Genomic DNA, 18,151 nt, shown 5'->3' on the forward strand with positions numbered 1-18,151 from the left:
TTCATACCCCACGCCGCGCGCCCGCGCGCCAGCCCCAGCACCCCCAGCACCCCCAGCACCCCCAGCACCCCCAGCACCCCCAGCACCCCCAGCACCCCCCAGCACCCCCAGCACCCCCAGCACCCCCAGCACCCCCAGCACCCCCAGCACCCCCAGCACCCCCAGCACCCCCGGCACCCCCAGCGCCCCCAGCGCCCCCCACGCAAACCCTCACCCCCCATCTTTTTCGCCTAATCTGTACAGGCACCGGCAACGACGCCGCCCCACAGGCGATCAGCCGCCACGACGCCTTTCACCTTAGTAATCGCACTGTCACGTACGTTTCACGATACGTCACGTTACTGTCACAAAGAGACCCTAAGCTTCGCGGTGTTCGACTTACTCGCTCACACCGCTCACACCTTGGAGGTTTCGATGAAATTGATGCAAACCGTGTTCGCTGGCGTCGCTGGCGCGCTCTTCGCGATCGCAGCGCAAGCCGCAGACATCACCGGCGCGGGCAGCACCTTCGCAGCACCGATCTACACGAAGTGGGCCGACGCCTATCAGAAGTCCGGCGGCGGCAAGGTTAACTACCAGGGCATCGGTTCGTCGGGCGGCGTGAAGCAGATCGTCGCGAAGACCGTCGATTTCGCGGGCTCGGACGCTCCGCTGAAGGACGACGAACTCGCCAAGGACGGCCTGTTCCAGTTTCCGACGGTGGTCGGCGGCGTGGTGCCGGTTGTGAATGTGCCGGGCGTGAAGCCGGCTGAGCTCGTTCTGTCGGGCGAAGTGCTCGGCGACATCTATCTGGGCAAGATCAAGAAGTGGAACGATCCCGCGATCGTTGCACTGAACCCGAAGGCGAAGCTGCCGGACACGGACATTGCCGTGGTTCGCCGCGCCGACGGTTCGGGCACCAGCTTCATCTGGACGAACTATCTGTCGAAGGTCAACACGGAATGGAAGTCGAAGGTCGGTGAAGGTTCGACGGTCAACTGGCCGACGGGTACGGGCGGCAAGGGCAACGACGGCGTCGCCGCTTTCGTGCAACGTCTGCCGGGCGCAATCGGCTACGTTGAATGGGCATACGCGAAGCAGAACCACATGACCTACGTCGCGCTGAAGAATTCGACGGGCACGGTGGTCGAGCCGAAGACGGAAACGTTCAAGGCAGCGGCAGCAGGCGCGGACTGGTCGAAGTCGTTCTACCAGATCCTGACGAACGAGCCGGGCAAGAACGCATGGCCGATCGTCGGCGCGACGTTTGTGCTGTTGCACACGACGCAGGAAAAGGCACCGCAAGGCGCCGAGACGCTGAAGTTCTTCGACTGGGCATTCAAGAACGGCACGCAAGCCGCGAACGATCTCGACTACATCTCGCTGCCGGAATCGGTCGTGTCGGAAATCCGCACGCAGTGGAAGTCGAAGGTCAAGGACGCAGCGGGCAAGCCGCTCGCCGAGTAAGCGTTGCCTCGAAAGAGGTAGCAGGCAACGGCTGTAGGTAACACATTGGCCGTCCTCGTGTGAGGACGGCCAATGGCATTCACCGGCACGTCCCGGCGACGTACCGGCACCAGGCAACATTAATTAGTTGGTACACACGCATTACCGGCCGCGCGACATACGTCGCACGGCAACTGGAAAAGGTCCATCAGGCTCTTATGTCCGATATCCAACTCGCGTCAGGCGCTCCGAGGGCGACGCCGCCCGGCAGCGCGTCGCAGCAGAAAGCGCCCAGCCGCGCCGGCGACGTGATCTTCGGCGGCCTCGCGCGCCTCGCCGCCATCGTCACGCTGTTGCTGCTCGGCGGCATCATCGTTTCGCTGATCGTCGCGTCCATGCCGTCGATCAGGCAATTCGGCCTCGGCTTCCTGTGGAGCGCGCAATGGGATCCGCCGAGCAAGCAGTTCGGCGCACTCGTGCCGATCTACGGCACGATCGCCACGTCGATCATTGCACTCATCATCGCGGTGCCCGTCAGCTTCGGCATCGCGCTTTTTCTGACGGAGCTGTCGCCCGCATGGCTGCGCCGGCCGCTCGGCATCGCGATCGAACTGCTCGCCGCGATTCCGTCGATCGTCTACGGCATGTGGGGCCTGCTCGTGTTCGCGCCGATCTTCGCGACGTGGTTCGAGAAGCCGCTCGGCGCGGTGCTCGGCGGCATTCCGGTGATCGGCGCGCTGTTCCAGGGCGCGCCAATCGGCATTGGCATTCTGTGCGCGGGTGTGATTCTCGCGATCATGATCATTCCGTACATCGCTTCGGTGATGCGCGACGTGTTCGAAGTCACGCCGGTCCTGCTGAAGGAATCGGCTTACGGTATCGGCTGCACGACGTGGGAAGTGATGTGGAAGATCGTGCTGCCCTTCACGAAGAGCGGTGTGATCGGCGGCGTGATGCTCGGCCTCGGCCGCGCGCTCGGCGAGACGATGGCCGTGACCTTCGTGATCGGCAATACGAATCTGCTCGATAACGTGTCGCTCTTTTCGCCGGGCAACAGCATCACGTCGGCGCTCGCCAATGAATTCGCCGAAGCGGATCCGGGCCTGCATACGTCGGCACTGATGGAACTCGGCCTCATTCTGTTCGTGATTACATTCATCGTGCTGGCCATTTCGAAGATCATGCTGCTTCGTCTCGAGAAAGGGGAGGGCGCCAAATGAGCCAGTCCACCTTGAACATGCCGGGTTCGAACGACGCAGCCGCGCTCGAAAAAATGCGCGTGCGTCTGCAGGGACGCCGCCGCATGAAGAACGCGATGGCGCTGACGTTGTCGCTCGCCGCGATGGCCTTCGGTCTGTTGTGGCTGATCTGGATTCTGTACACGACGCTGCGTCTCGGTATCGGCGGGTTGTCGATCGAACTGTTCACGCAGTCCACGCCGCCGCCGAACACCGATGGCGGCGGTCTCGCCAACGCGATCGTCGGCAGCTTGATGCTGGTTGCGCTCGCAACGTTCGTCGGCACGCCGATCGGCATTCTTGCAGGCGTGTATCTCGCCGAATACGGGCAGAAGGGCTGGCTCGCGAGCGTCACGCGGTTCATCAACGACATTCTGTTGTCGGCGCCGTCGATCGTCGTCGGTCTGTTCGTCTACGCGCTCGTCGTCGCGAAGATGGGGCACTTCAGCGGCTGGGCCGGCGTATTCGCGCTCGCGTTGCTGCAGATTCCGATCGTGATCCGCACCACGGAAAACATGCTCAAACTCGTGCCGAACGCTCTGCGTGAAGCGGCGTTCGCACTCGGCACGCCGAAGTGGAAGATGGTGTTGTCCATTACGCTGAAGGCGTCCATCGCGGGCATTGTCACCGGTGTGCTGCTCGCCGTCGCGCGTATTGCAGGCGAAACCGCACCGCTGCTTTTCACCGCGTTGTCGAACCAGTTCTTCTCGGCGGATATGAGCCAGCCGGTCGCGAACCTGCCGGTCACGATCTACAAGTTTGCGATGAGCCCGTTCGCGCAGTGGCAATCGCTCGCGTGGGCCGGCGTCTTCCTGATCACGCTCGCGGTGCTGGGACTGAACATCCTCGCGCGCGCGATCTTCACGAACAAGTAAGGGCGGAGTGTAATCCGATGAACATGGCAGAAACTCAACTCAATCCGATCTCGCGTCCCACTGCGCCCGCCGGTTTCGATCCCGCACAAGGCGGCCAGGAGCCGTCGTCGTCGCGTCCGAAGATCGAGGTCAACGACCTGAACTTCTTCTATGGCAAGTATCACGCGCTGAAGAACATCAACCTGCGAATTCCCGAAGGCAAGGTGACTGCGTTCATCGGCCCGTCGGGTTGCGGCAAGTCGACGTTGCTGCGCACTTTCAACAAGATGTACGCGCTCTATCCGGAGCAACGCGCCGAAGGCGAGATCCTGATGGACGGCGAAAACCTGCTGACCTCGAAGCGCGATATCTCGCTGCTGCGCGCGCGCATCGGCATGGTGTTCCAGAAGCCGACGCCGTTCCCCATGTCGATCTACGACAACATCGCCTTCGGCGTGAAGATGTTCGAAACGCTGCCGCGTTCGGAAATGGACGACCGCGTCGAATGGGCGCTCACGAAGGCCGCGTTGTGGAACGAAGTGAAGGACAAGCTTGGCCAGAGCGGCTACGGTTTGTCCGGCGGCCAGCAGCAGCGTTTGTGCATTGCGCGCGGCATCGCGATCCGTCCGGAAGTGTTGTTGCTCGACGAACCGTGCTCGGCACTGGACCCGATTTCGACGGGCCGTATCGAAGAACTGATCGCCGAACTGAAGAGCGATTACACGGTGGTGATCGTCACGCACAACATGCAACAGGCGGCCCGCTGTTCGGACTACACTGCCTATATGTACCTTGGCGAACTGATCGAATTCGGCGACACCGAAAAGATCTTCATCAAGCCGGTCCGCAAGGAAACCGAAGACTACATTACGGGCCGCTTCGGCTAATCCGCCGGGCAAAAACAACGGAGTACGACATGTCCGATAAACATCTGTCCAGCCAGTTCGACGCCGATCTGAACCTGGTTTCCTCGAAGGTGCTCGAAATGGGCGGCCTCGTCGAATCGCAGATCGTCAAAGCGATGCAGGCGCTCAACGAGTTCGATCTCGACGTCGCCGAAGAAGTGATCGCGGCGGAAGACCGCCTGAACACGATGGAAGTGGAGATCGACGAGGAATGCAGCAACATCATCGCGCGCCGTCAGCCGGCCGCACGTGATTTGCGCTTGCTCATCGCAATCTCGAAGACCATCACGAATCTGGAGCGCGCCGGCGACGAGGCCGAGAAGATCGCCAAACGCACCAAGCGTCTGATGGAAGACGGCGCATCGCGCACCATCAATATCGCCGAGATCAAATTGTCGGGCGAAATGGCGGTGTCGATTCTGCGCCGCGCGCTCGACGCGTTCGCGCGTCTCGACACGGTCGCCGCCGCGCAGATCGTGCGCGACGATAAAGCGATCGACGAAGAATTCCGCGCGTTCGTGCGTAAGCTGATTTCGTACATGACCGAAGATCCGCGCTCCATTTCGGTGGGCCTCGATTTTCTGTTCATCGCGAAAGCCATCGAGCGGATCGGCGACCATGCGAAGAACATCGCCGAGTTCATTATTTACATCGTGAAGGGTACGGACGTGCGGCACAAGTCGCGCGACGCGCTCGAACGCGAAGCACTCAGTTAATCCAGAGATAAGGACCAGAGGTGCCGATGCCCAGCAGCATTCTCGTCATTGAAGATGAGCCCGCGATTTCCGAACTGATTTCGGTCAATCTTCAACACGCCGGACACTGCCCGATTCGCGCGTACAACGCCGAGCAGGCGCAGAACCTGATCAGCGACGTATTGCCCGACCTCGTCCTGCTCGACTGGATGCTGCCTGGCAAGTCGGGTATTGCGTTCGCACGCGACCTGCGCAACAACGAACGTACGAAGCACATTCCGATCATCATGCTGACCGCGCGCGGCGATGAACAGGACAAGGTGCTCGGCCTCGAAATCGGCGCCGACGACTACGTCACGAAGCCGTTTTCCCCGAAAGAACTGATGGCGCGCATCAAGGCGGTGCTGCGCCGCCGCGCGCCGCAGTTGACCGAAGACGTGGTTGCGATCAACGGGCTGAAGCTCGACCCGGCAACGCATCGTGTCGCGGCGCATGCCGAAGGCAGCGAGATCAAACTCGATCTCGGCCCGACCGAATTCCGTTTGCTGCATTTCTTCATGACACATCCTGAGCGCGTGCACAGCCGCACCCAACTGCTCGACCAGGTGTGGGGCGACCACGTGTTCGTCGAAGAGCGCACGGTGGATGTGCACATCAAGCGTCTGCGGGCGGCGCTCAAGCCGGCCGGCTGCGATGCTATGATCGAGACGGTCCGCGGCAGCGGCTACCGTCTGGCCAAAAGCGCTTGATCATTGGGTAGCGGCGCGCACGCCGCTCTCTTCGAACGTTTAGACCATGAACATCATCTGGGCGCGCTCCATCGTTTCGATCGTGCTGCTCGCCATACTGTGCGTGGTGGTCGGCGCATTGGTGAATGTGAAGGCGGCATTGATCGTCGCGGTCGTCATGCTGCTTCTGCAGAGCTTCTTCGGCACCTTTCATAAAGAGCGCTTGTGGCGTTTGCTCGACGCGCCGGTGTACGGCGAAGTGCCGAGCGCACCTGGCATCTGGGGCGAAATCTATTACCGTTTGCACAAGCTCGCGAAGCGCTGGCATGCACAGGTGCGCCAGGTCGAGCAGCAGCATTCGCGCTTCATTCAGGCAATTCAGGCCTCGCCGAACGGCGTCGCGATGCTCGACGACCACGATCAGATAGAGTGGTGCAACGCCATTTCCGAAGTGCATTTCGGGCTCGACGCGAAGCGCGATTTGCGTCAGCACATCACGCATCTGGTGCGTCAGCCGGACTTCGTGCGTTACCTGAACTCGCACCGCTACGAAGAAATGCTGATCATGCGCGGCATGGGCGAAAAGCGGCACAACGTGCTCTCCGTGCAGGTGTTCCCTTATGGCGAGAACCGCAAGCTCGTGCTGTCGCAAGACATCACCGAACTGGAGCGCACCGACGCGATGCGGCGCGACTTCGTCGCCAACGTGTCGCATGAACTGAAGACGCCGCTCACTGTGCTCTCCGGTTTTCTCGAGACGATGCGCGAGTTGCCGTTGGCCGAAACCGAACGCGCGCGTTATCTGGAACTGATGGAGCAGCAGGCGTCTCGCATGCGTCATATCGTGAACGATCTGCTCGTGCTCGCCAAACTCGAAGGCGACAACAAGCCGCCGAGCGATCAGATGATCGACATGCGCGCGGTACTGCGGCATTTGCGCGACGACGCGCAAAGCCTGTCGAGCGATCACCATAAGATTACGTTCGACGCCGACGAAGGCTTGACGGTGACAGGCGTCGAAACGGAGATTCTGAGCGCGTTCGGCAATCTGGTGACCAACGCCATTCGCTATACACCCGACGGCGGCGCGATCAAAGTCAGCTGGCAGGCGCAAGGCGGCACTGCCGTTTTCTCCGTGACGGATAGCGGCCTGGGTATTCCGGCCGCCGACATTCCGCGGCTGACCGAGCGCTTTTATCGGGTCGACCGCAGTCGTTCGCGCGACACGGGCGGAACCGGCCTCGGACTCGCGATCGTCAAGCATGTGCTGCAACGGCACGATGCGCAACTCGACGTGAAAAGCGAGGAAGGGCGCGGCAGCACCTTCACCGTGAGATTTCCGCCGTATCGCACGGCGCGGCGGCAACCGGCGCATGCGTGACAAGCACTGCTGCAAAGAAAAGCCCGCTAGAAAGCGGGCTTTTTCATATACGTAACAGCCTTGACCCGCTCGGCGCAGAGAGCGCCGGCGCTCACGGACAGAACTTCGTCAACAGACTCATTTGCGCATTGCGCGAGGATTTGCCGGGTCGCCGCCGACGATAATGCCCATCGCTTTGCATCAGCCACGCGGACTGATTGTCGCCGAGAAACGCCGACAGGCCCTCTGCAATCACACGCCGCTTGAGCCGCCGATTGTTGACGGGGAACGCAACTTCCACGCGGCGGAAGAAGTTGCGATCCATCCAGTCCGCGCTCGACAGATACACCTGCTCGCGGCCGTCGTCGTAGAAATAGTAGATGCGATGATGTTCGAGAAAGCGTCCGACAATCGAGCGCACCGTGATGTTTTCCGACAGGCCCGGCACGCCCGGCTGCAATGAACACACACCCCGCACGATCAAGTCGATCTTCACGCCCGCCTGCGATGCTTCGTACAACTCCGCTATCACCGTGGGTTCGAGCAACGCGTTCATCTTCGCGACGATGCGCGCTTTCTTGCCCGCGCGCGCATGCTCCGCTTCGGCGCGGATCGCCTCGACCAGTTTCGGATGCAGCGTGAACGGCGATTGCCATAACTCGTGCAGCTTCAGTTCGCCGCCAATGCCGGTCAGTTGCTGAAAAACATGGTGCACGTCTTCGCAAATTTTCTGATCAGCGGTCATCAGGCCGAAGTCGGTGTACAGGCGTGCAGTGCGCGGATGATAGTTGCCGGTGCCGAGGTGTACATAACGCTTGAGCGTCATCTTGCCGCCCACCGTTGCGCGCCGCACGATTAGCATCATCTTTGCGTGGCACTTGTGGCCCACCACGCCGTACACCACATGCGCACCGACAGCTTCGAGCTGCGAGGCCCAGTTGATGTTCGTCTCTTCGTCGAAGCGCGCGAGCAGTTCGACCACCACCGTCACTTCCTTGCCGTTGCGCGCGGCTTGCATGAGCGCGTCCATCAGCGGCGAGTCGGTGCCGGTGCGATAAATGGTCTGCTTGATCGCGACGACGTTTGGATCTTTCGCAGCCTGCAACAGCAGTTCGAGAACCGGCTGAAAACTTTCGTACGGGTGATGCAGCAGCACGTCGCCCTGATCGATCACGTCGAACATGCTCGCTGCGTTGGCGATGGTGGAAGGGATCGCGGGAATGTGAGGCACGAACTTCAGATCGGGCCGATCGACCATCTCCGGCAATTGCATCAGACGCACGAGATTGACGGGGCCGTTCGCGTAATAGCAGTCCTTGTTCGACAGGCCGCTTTCGTCGAGCAGGCGCCGCACGACATGCGCGGGTGTCTCCGCGGATACTTCGAGCCGCACCGCGTTGCCCAGATGCCGGGCTGGAAGTTCACCCTGTAGCGCGACGCGCAGATTGGTGATTTCGTCTTCGTCGACAAACAGTTCGCTGTTGCGCGTAATGCGAAACTGATTGCAGCTGCGCACGACGAGGTTCGGAAACAGCTCGCCGACAAAGCGCTGCAATAACGAACTCAACAGCACGAAACCATGCGGATAGCCCGACAGTTCCTGCGGCATCCGCACGAGTCGCGGCAACGCACGTGGCGCCTGCACGATGCCCATCATCGCCTGACGGCCGAAGGCGTCCTTGCCCTCCAGTTCGACGACGAAGTTCAGGCTCTTGTTCAGCACGCGCGGAAACGGATGCGCCGGATCGAGGCCGATCGGCGTGAGCACGGGCAGGAGTTCGTCGAAGAAGTAGTTGCGCGCCCATTCGGTCTGCGCTTCGCTCCAGGCTTCGGTGCCGTGAAAGTAGATGCCTTCTGCTTCGAGCGCGGTGAACACGGTGTCGTGCAGCATCGTGTACTGCCGATGCACGAGCTTTTGCGCACGCTCGACCACGAGGTCGTAGACATGCTGCAGCGACATGCCGTCGGGCGATAGCGCACCGGGGTTGTCGCGCATCTGCTCCTGCAGTCCCGCCATGCGGACTTCGAAGAATTCGTCGAGATTGCTACTGGTGATGCAGATGAAGCGCAGGCGTTCGAGCAAAGGGACGGCGGGGTCGGCGGCTTGCGCCAACACACGCTCGTTGAAACCCAGAATGCCCAGCTCGCGATTCAGTAAGGGGTAGCGGATGGACATCGGCAGCGAGAATGGAATGTCAGATATGGAGGCACAAAGACGCTCGGAAATTCTCACAGTATGATGACGTTGTTATGACATTCTCAATGTTTTAAATTCTACGCTGTATTCCTCGCCTGTCGTCAATATGACGCAGTCCGTATGGGACCATGGGGTACCCCCATCTCCGCGAGGTGACATCGTGAGCTCCGGTACGCTTAGAATGGCGTCTTTGAACAGCGCGGCCGGTCGCAAGGCGCAAGGAACCTCGCGTGGAGGTCCCGCTTTGCTCACATCCACCGCTGCCGCGCTCGCGCGCATGGAGTCCGCATACCCGATGGTCAATACCCCACAACTCCTTGCTGCCGTCGACCTTGGTTCGAACAGCTTCCGGCTGATCGTCGGCCGGGTCGAGGAAACCGACGCGGGCAGCCAGATTTATCAGGTCGATGCGTTGCGTGAGCCGGTGCGGCTCGCCGCCGGTCTGTCGCGCGACAAGATGCTCGATCGTGCGTCGCAGGTCCGCGGTTGGGATGCGCTCAAGCGCTTTGGCGAGCGGCTGCGCGACTTTCATCCCGACCACGTTCGCGCGGTCGCGACCAACACATTGCGTATCGCGAAGAATGCCGGCGAATTTCTCGGCGAAGCACAAGCGGCGCTAGGCTTTCCAATCGAGGTGATTGCCGGTCGCGAGGAAGCGCGGCTCATTTACGCCGGGGCAGCACACTCCGTGCCCGCGAGCCCGGGCAAGAGGCTCGTGGTTGACATCGGCGGAGGCTCGACTGAGTTCATCATCGGCTCGCATTACACGCCGATCAAGATGGAAAGCCTGTATATCGGCTGCGTGAGCCATAGCCGGACGTTTTTCCCGTCAGGCAACGTCGACGAATACACGATGCGTCAGGCCGAGCTTGCTGCAGGCCGCGAAATCCAGATCATTTCGGCTGAATACAAGAAGACCGGCTGGGAGCAGGCAATCGGTTCGTCCGGCACCGCGCGTGCCCTTGCCGAACTCGTCGAGGCCAACGGATTTAACGATGCTGGCATCACGCACGGCATTTCGCGCGGAGGCCTGGAGCGTTTGAAGCGTGCGTTGATCAAGGCAGAGAACGTCAATCGTCTGAAGCTGGTTGCGTTGAAAAGCGACCGGATTCCGGTGCTGGCGGGCGGCCTCTCGATCATGATCGCGGTGTTCGACGAACTGGGCGTCGATTATGTCGATACGACAGATGGCGCATTGAGACTCGGCGTGCTCTACGATCTGCTCGGCCGTTCGCAGCACGAAGACATGCGCACGGTCACAGTGGAAGGCTTCATGCGCCGCTATGGCGTGGATCGTCCGCAGGCGGGACGCATCGGCGAACTTGCAGTGCGCTTTTACGATCAGTTCGTGGAGCCCGACGAAGAGCGCCGCGTGGAAAACCGCATGTTTCTAGGCTGGGCGGCGGCGCTGCATGAAATCGGCTTGTCCATCTCGCACAGCGCCTATCACAAGCATTCGGCTTATATCGCGAGCAACGCAGACATGCCGGGCTTTTCGCGCACCGACCAGGCGCGGCTTGCGGCGCTGGTGCTCGGTCATGCGGGCAAGCTCGGCAAGCTGTCGCAAACGCGCGAAGTGGAGTGGCCGCTGCTGTTCTGCTTGCGCCTCGCGGCACTGTTATGTCGCCGGCGTGCGGATGTCGGTCTGCCTGGCATCACGGTTGCGCAGGCCAACGGTGGTTATGAGGTGCGTTTGCCTAACGAGTGGGTCGCCAATAATCCGCTTACTGACTACAGCCTGATCCAGGAAGCCGCGGAGTGGGAAAAGGTTGGCATTCCGTATCGAGTGGTCTATACGGACGAGTGACGTGTCGACGTTTCGTTCTGTCAGCACGTCGGCAGAGCATGCGGCACATGAAGAAAAGCCCGGTTTTTACCGGGCTTTTCCGTTTCTGCTTGCGCGGTTGTACAAGCGTTGTCAGCGCGGTAATGCATCGCCGAGGAAGTGGCGCGCATAGCGTGCGTTGATGTCCGACAGACGGAACAGCGTCAGGAAATCGGCCGTATTGAAGTCGGGGTCCCATGCGGGCGCGCCGCAAATTTTCGCACCTAAGCGCAGATATCCTTTGACGAGCGGCGGCGGCGCCACATTCGCGCCGGTCTGCAATTCGTCGACGGGCAGCGGCGTGTGCGGAAACGCGCGATACTCCGGCGCGGTCAGCGCGCTATCGCGCAGCGAGCAATAGAGATTCGCTGCATAGTGGCCGCCGTCGACCATCGCAACGCTCGCGCAGCCGAGCATCGTCTCGTAGCCGTTGTGCTTCATATAAGCCGCGAGTCCAGCCCACAACGACATGATGACCGAGCCGCTGCGATAGTCGGCGTGCACACACGAGCGGCCGACTTCGACCATCTTCGCGCGCAGGTGAGTGAGACGCGAGACGTCGAACTCGCTTTCCGCGTACAGACGCCCGATGCGGGCCGCCTGATGCGGCGGCAACGCGCGATAGGTGCCGACCACCTTCAGGGTGTCGAGGTCACGCACCAGCAAGTGATCGCAGTAGGAATCGAACGGATCGACGTCGAGGCCTGCAGGGCCGCTCAGGCGAGCGCCCATTTCGTCGGCGAACACGCGGTAACGCAGACGCTGCGCCTCGCGAAGCTCTTCGTCGGTGCGAGCCCATGTGACTCGCAGCCGGTGCTGCGCGGTGACCGTCTCTTCGGCGCGGGGCAGGCGACGCGACTCGAAGATCGAAGCGAGGGGCAGGGTAGGCGTCGGCAATTCTCGCATTGGGGCGTCCTGGTCGAAAAAAGGATGAGTCTTTTTTCGCCAATGTAGTAACGCCCGGTGACGCTCGCATGGCAAAGCCATGACGATTGGATGACTGTATGAAAGCTGCGTGTGCCGCTTCTCCTGCCGCTCGGTGTGCGAGGTACGCGCCGCGCCGGGGTTTGCGGACGTCGGTCGCGCGCAGTTCGCCGATCGGATTAGACGAGTTCGGGCGTCATTGCTGCGTGCAGGACCGCCTGGTCGTCGCCGTGGCGCTCGCGGCTGGCGATCCACCATAGGCCCGCTTTCTTGAGCGGCCAGCTTGCGTCGCTGTTTGCAAGCAGCTTTGCGGCGACGTGCCCGAGCGTCGGCTGATGACCCACGATCACTACCGTTTCGGCAATGCCTTTCGGCCAGCCGGATGCATTGAGCACGTCATGAGCGCTTGCATTCGGTGCGAGCTCGCGCACGACACGGTATTGGTCGCTCAACGTCTCCGCGGTCTGGATGGTGCGCACGGCGGGGCTGGCGAGTATCACGGCGTCGTCGGGCAGACGCGTGCGCAGCCACTTGGCAACGTTTTGCGCCTGCTTGCGGCCGCGGGTGGTGAGCGCGCGGGCGAGATCCGTGGCGGCGTAGTCCTCGGCTTCGGCGTGACGCCAGAGAATCAGATTCATGCGTGGCTCCTCGAGTCTGGGTGCGGGTGGGAGGCGTTGCAGTGCTTTGTGCTTCCCGCTGCACGGTTGCAATGCTTGGGCGCGGACTTATAGCCGAGCGGGCGGTCGCTTCGCCCATATTCCTGACGGCGGGCTGAAGTGCGCTTCGCATTGCAATTGTTTTAGCAGATCGCGAGCCTGGTCTCGGGCTCATCCCCGGATCATTGCATGCAAAAAGCAAAAACCCGCGAAGCCGGAGGCGACGCGGGTTTTTGATGATGCAGTTCATGCTTTTTCGTGGTCGGAGCGAAAGGATTCGAACCTTCGACCCTCTGATCCCAAATCAGATGCGCTACCAGGCTGCGCTACGCTCCGACGAATCCGAGATTCTACGTGGCTTTAGGTGCCAGAGTCAATCGCGAATTGCGTCGAAGCGAAAAGAGCCGCGTCATATGCGTCCCATGAGAAGCAAAACGATGACGATGATCAGCACGACGCCGAGCAGGCCGGTCGGGCGATAGCCCCAGCCGCTGCTGTACGGCCAGGTCGGCAATGCACCGATCAGCAGCAGGATAAGCACGATGAGGAGGATGGTTCCAATTGTCATTTGAGTTCTCCCTGTCCGGCCCCGAAGGATGCTGGGCCGCATGATTTCGTTGATCCGGCGCAGGTTGCCTGCCGCGATTAGCGACGTGCAGCGTGCGCGCTCATTGCAGCCAGGGAAGCAGCAATGCGCGTGCCTAAGGGCGGGTGGTGCCTGTTGCCTGCGCGGAGCGGTTAGTGGGAGGCCGTGCCTGTCGGCGCAGACGCATTAGAGGTGTAAGAAAGGCAGTCGTTGCGGTTGGAGGTGGGCAGACGTGGCGAGGCGCAGGAGGGCGCGCATAGACGACGCAGGACCGGTGGAGGCGATACACGACCAGACGAGCCTAGGCGGACGGGACAAGACCAGGCGTGACGCGATCGGGCGTGACAGGATCAGCCGTGACAGCGCCAGGCGCGGCAGGGCAGCCGTGACACGACCAGGCTCCGCGCTTCGAACGACACAACAGCGCCCGGCCCGCAACCGCGGGACAACCTGCAATGAATCAGGGACAACAGCCTTCAGTGCCGGCGGCGCTTCCAGTGCGGCATGTGCATGTGCTGATGAGCCAGCCAGTGATGCAGCATGCCTTCGCCATGTTCCCGTCGATAGGTCTTCGATTCAAAAATCGAAAGTGCGAGCAGCACGGCGAGGCCTATTCCGAGTCCGACCAGACCGGCGACCGATTCAGCGTCCATGGCAGTCTCCTGTGGCGTTCTGCTGTGCCTTTATATTAGGTCACGCATCGCGAAATCGCAGACTGACTGCGCGCGCCGCGTCATGGAGCGAGCGTTGCGGGTAGACTTCCGCGCTCCGTTGCTCCTTCTTGCATTCCTTTTTCGTTAAAGAGACTACCGTCTATGTTCCGTGTTTCGATGATTGCGTTGTTGCTGACCGCCAGTGTCGCGGGCTGTGCGAATGGACCGTCCGGCCACCATGCGGTCCCGCCGCAGGATCCCGCCGATTATCACGGCGTGCCCACCGACACCCGCCCGCCCGCGATGGTGCCCCCACCGGCCGCACGTTGAGCGTGTGAGCGGAAAACCGACGCGCCACGCCGCTACGCCCCCACGCTGCCGACCACTTTCGACAGATGACGCGCAAGCGTCAAGCCGCGCACGGCCATGAAGACCAGCATCGCGGCCCACAGACCATGATTGCCGTACAGCATGAGCAGCGGCCACGAGGCGCCGACGAAGATCGCGAACGACAGGACCATCGACGTCATCAATTCTCGCGTGCGCGTCGCGCCGATAAACACGCCGTCGAGTACATAGCCGCCCACAGATACCACCGGCGAAAGCGCCGCCCAGGGCAGATAGCGCTCGGCGGTGGCACGCACGGCCGCCTGATCGGTCAGGCGCTCGACGATCCACGAACCCGTGCCCGCGTACACGAGCGCGAAGCCAAGCGCGCCGAGCGCCGACCATAGCGCCGTAACCTTGATGGCCTGGACGAACGCGTGTCGGTCTCGCGCGCCGATCGCCGCACCGACCAGCGCTTCCGCGGCGTGTGCAAAGCCGTCGAGCCCGTAAGCCATGAAGGTCTGGAAGTTCAGCAGCAGCGCGTTCGCGGCGAGCGTCGCGTCGCCCTGTTTCGCTCCGAGGTGCGCAAACCAGCCGAACGACAGCAGCAGGCACAGCGTGCGCAAGAAAATGTCGCGATTGAGCACGATCAGGCGTCGCAGCGCCGCGGCGTCGAAGAGCGCCCGGCGGTCGAGGGCAGGCAGGCCGCGCGGCCTGCCGTGCCACAGCAGCGCCGCGCCGAGCACGAAGCCGAGCGCGTCGGCGGTGGAAGTGGCCGCGCCGATTCCCGCGACGCCCCAATCGAATGCATACACATACAGGAACACGGCGACGATGTTCACGCCGTTGATAAACACTTGCGACAGCAGCGCCAGACGCACGCGCTGCGTGCCGAGCAGCCAGCCGAGCACCACGTAGTTGCCGAGCGCGAGCGGCGCGGCCCAGATGCGCGCGTGGCAGTAGAGGCGTGCGTTGCGCTGCACGGCGTCGCTTCCGCCGATGGCGCGCAAGGCGTAATCGATCAACGGTACTTGCAGCGCGAGTACCGCGGCGCCGATCGCGGCCGCGAGCAATAGTGCTCGCACGACGTTATCGCGCAATGCCGCGTGGTCGCCGGCGCCGTGCGCTTGCGCGACGAGGCCCGTCGTGCCCATGCGCAAAAAGCCGAAGCCCCAGAACACGAAGTTAAAGAAGAGTCCGCCGAGCGCCACGCCGCCGAGATACGACGCTCCATCCAGATGACCGGCCACGGCGGTATCGACGGCGCCGAGAATCGGCTGCGTCAGATTGGCGAGAACGATCGGAAATGCAAGCGCGAGCACGCGGCGGTGCCAGCGCACCGGCAGCGCGGGCTCCGGGTGCTCCGGGTGCTCGGTGTGGTCGGCCGCAGACGCCGCTTTGCTCAATGGCGTTCCTGCACGCAAATCCACGGAGAAACGACGACGGCCCACAGGTCGGGATCGCGCGCGGCGAAGTCCGCGGCGGTTTCCGATTGCACGCGCTCGACGAGCCCCGCCGACAGCCATTGGGTGATCTGGGCGGTGTCGTCGCTAGCAATGGCTTCGGCCACGCTCACGAGATCGAGGTCGCTCGCGACGCGTAACAGCATGCCCCGCGCGAAGAAGCGTTCCAGTTCCGGCCAGCCGATTTTCGCTGTTTCGGCGAGGAGCTTGGCGTACAGGGGGCTATGGGCGGCGTCGTTGGAAGTCATCGTAAGCGGTTTCTGGCGGGGGTCGATACTATAAACCATCGGTCAGGCAGCCGGCGCGGCACGCATTCCGGTACGCTTAGGCCCTTCGCAATTCGTCCGATTCTGAACCTTCATGTCACTCGATTCAACCGCGCCGGCTCCGGGCGCGCCAGCTTACGAAGTGGCCGGCGCCACGCTCACTCGCGCCGACGTCGAGCGCCTGATCGCGGCGAGCGCGACCGCCAACAAGCCCGCAAGCGGCGCGCCGCTCGTCTTCAACGATTGCGATTTCGACGGCGCAGATCTGTCGCGGCTCGACTTGCGTGGCGCGCAGTTTCACCGCTGCACGCTTGCCGAGACTTCTTTTTTCGGCGCAACGCTCGCGCAGACACGCTGGGTTCGTTGCCGCGCCCGGCAGGCCGATTTTGCATCGGCGGATCTGGTGGATGCGGCATTCCAGTCGAGCGACCTGAACAACACGACCTGGCGGCGCGCCAAGCTCGCGTCCGCGTCGTTTCGCGGCTGCAAGCTGACCGGCGCGAACTTCGAGGCGTGCACGGCGCTGGGCCTGAGCTTCGTCGAAACCCTGCTGGTCGGCGCGCACTTGCGCGGCCTGTCGTTTCGCAAAGCCACGCTGCATCAGCTCGATTTCTCCGACGCCGACCTTGCGGGCGTCGATTTCCGCGAGGCGATTTTCGACGGCGGCAGTTTGAAAGACGCACACCTGAAGGGCGCGCGGTTCGACGGCGCCGATCTGCGCGAGGCTGACTTGAGCGGCGTGAGGCTCGTGGACGCGGCACTCTTCAAAGGCGCGACGATTTCGCATCTGCAGGCTGCGGTGCTCATCACCGAGCTGGGATTGCGAGTCATGTAACGCCGCCGTGCAAGCCGGCCGGATTATGACTTTCGGCCGACTTGTACGGCACCGCACGAATGACTAACATCTGATTTATTCAACGCGCGAGAACATCGATTTTAAGCCGCTTATTTGTCGGCGGATTTGAGGCCGTTTTACGGTTTCGCCATTCGCGGATTCTCGCGCAAGGGATATTGGGCGTGCGCAAGGCGCGTAGAATTCGATTATTTAATTGAATTGGTGCGGTGGCGCACCAAGCGTTTTCGACGTCAGCGGCGTGCGAATAAGGTGAGTCGTTGGCGCTGAAAACAACGGCTCCTTTTCGTCAGCCTTGTTGCGGGAGAATGCGGCGGAGCCTTGCTGCGAAAGGCTTTGCTGGCGTATTAACAGGCTTTGATCGCGAGGCTAATAAGCTGCCGACTGCCGGGTGGGTGTAATTTCTCCGGCGGTTATTGCCTATGTTTTCGGTTCACATAGTGCGAAATCCGTGCGTCGCATCACATTACCCTGGAAATTAATATATTGCGCTTGTAAAACCGGGTTGTTAAATTCCGTTCTGGCGCATGGTGAACCGGTCCTTTGCCGATATGCGCCGAACCCCCGTTAGCCCGGCCTCGCGCCGGGCTTTTTTTTGGGGCGGCTTTTTAATTGCCGTCACTGCGATTACACACGCCGCGCGGATCATAAAACCTTACCTTTCCTTTCCTCGGTTATGAGCTGGGTAATCATATTCGTTGCCGCGTGGCCAATTGCATTCGGCGTACTACTTGCCTTCGCCGCGCGCATCGAACCGCGGTCGGGGCGTTGGGTGCGCGGCCGGCTGGACTTCCGGCAATCCGGCAGCGCGGTGGGTCCGCCTTACTGTTTGCAGCGAACCACCATCGAGCGGTTTTTCACGTTCGCGCCAAAAATTCCGCCGACGGTGCCACCCGAAGTGGCGCCGTTATCGACATCTTTCGATACGACGTCGTAGCCATAATTGCCGCAGACTTCGCCGGCGCGTTTGTAGCATTCGGCCCAGCTCGTGCTGGCGTCGCTGCCGCTGCAGTTGATCGCAAAGCCGGTCTCGCCGCTCGGCAGATAAGTCATGGTCGTGGTGGTCGAGCAGCCGCTGAGGCTGCCCAGGGTCAGCAGGCCCACACCGATCGCTGCGGCCGTCGCCACGGACGCAAATGCGCTCTTCATTGCAGATTCCCTTACAGATGACATGAAAGACGTGGCACGAAGCCACG

18 protein-coding genes and 1 tRNA gene are annotated in these 18,151 nt (G+C 61.8%); 10 read left to right on the forward strand and 9 right to left on the reverse strand.

Annotated features, from left to right (window positions below):
- The first annotated feature begins 414 nt into the window (after positions 1 to 414).
- From pstS to phoR, 7 genes are all read left to right on the forward strand, one after another.
- Positions 415 to 1,446 (forward strand): phosphate ABC transporter substrate-binding protein PstS, encoded by a 1,032-nt coding sequence (gene pstS, locus JMY24_RS02580; protein ID WP_128586873.1) that lies wholly within the window; start codon positions 415 to 417, stop codon positions 1,444 to 1,446.
- 197 nt (positions 1,447 to 1,643) lie between these two features.
- Positions 1,644 to 2,645, forward strand: coding sequence for a phosphate ABC transporter permease PstC (gene pstC / locus JMY24_RS02585; RefSeq protein WP_128586871.1), 1,002 nt, complete (start codon positions 1,644 to 1,646; stop codon positions 2,643 to 2,645).
- Complete coding sequence (pstA, locus tag JMY24_RS02590) at positions 2,642 to 3,538, forward strand: phosphate ABC transporter permease PstA (RefSeq protein ID WP_128595566.1); 897 nt, start codon at positions 2,642 to 2,644, stop codon at positions 3,536 to 3,538. Before pstC ends, pstA begins: the two co-directional genes overlap by 4 nt.
- Positions 3,539 to 3,555: 17 nt before the next feature.
- Positions 3,556 to 4,404, forward strand: a complete 849-nt coding sequence (gene pstB / locus JMY24_RS02595; RefSeq protein WP_128586866.1) for a phosphate ABC transporter ATP-binding protein PstB — start codon at positions 3,556 to 3,558, stop codon at positions 4,402 to 4,404.
- Between the two features lie 29 nt (positions 4,405 to 4,433).
- A complete protein-coding gene (gene phoU / locus JMY24_RS02600) occupies positions 4,434 to 5,138 on the forward strand; it encodes a phosphate signaling complex protein PhoU (RefSeq protein ID WP_128586864.1) in 705 nt (234 codons plus the stop codon).
- Positions 5,139 to 5,164: 26 nt separating this feature from the next.
- The gene (gene phoB / locus JMY24_RS02605; protein WP_006051991.1) at positions 5,165 to 5,866 is read left to right on the forward strand and encodes a phosphate regulon transcriptional regulator PhoB; all 702 of its coding nucleotides are present in this window, start codon (positions 5,165 to 5,167) and stop codon (positions 5,864 to 5,866) included.
- 46 nt (positions 5,867 to 5,912) lie between these two features.
- Positions 5,913 to 7,226 carry a phosphate regulon sensor histidine kinase PhoR gene (phoR, locus tag JMY24_RS02610; protein ID WP_128595565.1) on the forward strand — a complete coding sequence of 438 codons (1,314 nt, stop codon included), beginning with the start codon at positions 5,913 to 5,915 and terminating at the stop codon, positions 7,224 to 7,226.
- 91 nt (positions 7,227 to 7,317) lie between these two features.
- On the opposite strand, the gene ppk1 is transcribed toward phoR, so the two are convergent.
- Entirely contained in the window at positions 7,318 to 9,381 is a 2,064-nt protein-coding gene (gene ppk1, locus JMY24_RS02615; protein WP_128595564.1) for a polyphosphate kinase 1, read from the reverse strand.
- A 202-nt stretch (positions 9,382 to 9,583) separates the two neighbouring features.
- On the opposite strand from ppk1, the gene ppx reads away from it, so the two are divergent.
- A complete protein-coding gene (gene ppx / locus JMY24_RS02620) occupies positions 9,584 to 11,209 on the forward strand; it encodes an exopolyphosphatase (RefSeq protein ID WP_128595563.1) in 1,626 nt (541 codons plus the stop codon).
- A 111-nt stretch (positions 11,210 to 11,320) separates the two neighbouring features.
- Here the strand turns inward: ppx and JMY24_RS02625 are convergent, their stop codons facing one another.
- The 5 genes from JMY24_RS02625 to JMY24_RS02645 form a co-directional block, all read right to left on the reverse strand.
- Positions 11,321 to 12,133, reverse strand: a complete 813-nt coding sequence (locus JMY24_RS02625; protein ID WP_020069445.1) for a GNAT family N-acetyltransferase — start codon at positions 12,131 to 12,133, stop codon at positions 11,321 to 11,323.
- 197 nt (positions 12,134 to 12,330) lie between these two features.
- A complete protein-coding gene (gene sixA / locus JMY24_RS02630; RefSeq protein WP_128586856.1) occupies positions 12,331 to 12,789 on the reverse strand; it encodes a phosphohistidine phosphatase SixA in 459 nt (152 codons plus the stop codon).
- Between the two features lie 277 nt (positions 12,790 to 13,066).
- Positions 13,067 to 13,143, reverse strand: a tRNA-Pro gene (locus JMY24_RS02635).
- Positions 13,144 to 13,216: 73 nt separating this feature from the next.
- Positions 13,217 to 13,375, reverse strand: a complete 159-nt coding sequence (locus JMY24_RS02640; protein WP_020069447.1) for a DUF3309 family protein — start codon at positions 13,373 to 13,375, stop codon at positions 13,217 to 13,219.
- A gap of 494 nt (positions 13,376 to 13,869) precedes the next feature.
- Positions 13,870 to 14,046 carry a hypothetical protein gene (locus JMY24_RS02645; protein WP_164853565.1) on the reverse strand — a complete coding sequence of 59 codons (177 nt, stop codon included), beginning with the start codon at positions 14,044 to 14,046 and terminating at the stop codon, positions 13,870 to 13,872.
- 162 nt (positions 14,047 to 14,208) lie between these two features.
- Between JMY24_RS02645 and JMY24_RS02650 the strand changes: the two genes are divergently transcribed.
- Positions 14,209 to 14,376: a hypothetical protein gene (locus JMY24_RS02650; RefSeq protein ID WP_201701360.1), complete on the forward strand. Its 168-nt coding sequence runs from the start codon at positions 14,209 to 14,211 to the stop codon at positions 14,374 to 14,376.
- A 32-nt stretch (positions 14,377 to 14,408) separates the two neighbouring features.
- Here JMY24_RS02650 and JMY24_RS02655 read toward each other — a convergent pair whose 3' ends face one another.
- Together JMY24_RS02655 and JMY24_RS02660 are read right to left on the reverse strand one after the other, a co-directional pair.
- The gene (locus JMY24_RS02655; RefSeq protein WP_201701361.1) at positions 14,409 to 15,779 is read right to left on the reverse strand and encodes an MATE family efflux transporter; all 1,371 of its coding nucleotides are present in this window, start codon (positions 15,777 to 15,779) and stop codon (positions 14,409 to 14,411) included.
- On the reverse strand, positions 15,776 to 16,084 hold the full coding sequence (locus JMY24_RS02660) for a DUF2288 domain-containing protein (protein ID WP_027804863.1): 309 nt from the start codon (positions 16,082 to 16,084) through the stop codon (positions 15,776 to 15,778). Before JMY24_RS02660 ends, JMY24_RS02655 begins: the two co-directional genes overlap by 4 nt.
- Before the next feature lie 112 nt (positions 16,085 to 16,196).
- On the opposite strand from JMY24_RS02660, the gene JMY24_RS02665 reads away from it, so the two are divergent.
- Entirely contained in the window at positions 16,197 to 16,937 is a 741-nt protein-coding gene (locus JMY24_RS02665) for a pentapeptide repeat-containing protein (RefSeq protein ID WP_201701362.1), read from the forward strand.
- Positions 16,938 to 17,777: 840 nt separating this feature from the next.
- Here JMY24_RS02665 and JMY24_RS02670 read toward each other — a convergent pair.
- The gene (locus JMY24_RS02670) at positions 17,778 to 18,104 is read right to left on the reverse strand and encodes a hypothetical protein (protein WP_128590700.1); all 327 of its coding nucleotides are present in this window, start codon (positions 18,102 to 18,104) and stop codon (positions 17,778 to 17,780) included.
- Positions 18,105 to 18,151: the final 47 nt, after the last annotated feature.

It is taken from the genome of Paraburkholderia kirstenboschensis, from assembly GCF_904848585.1.
GTDB lineage: Bacteria > Pseudomonadota > Gammaproteobacteria > Burkholderiales > Burkholderiaceae > Paraburkholderia > Paraburkholderia kirstenboschensis.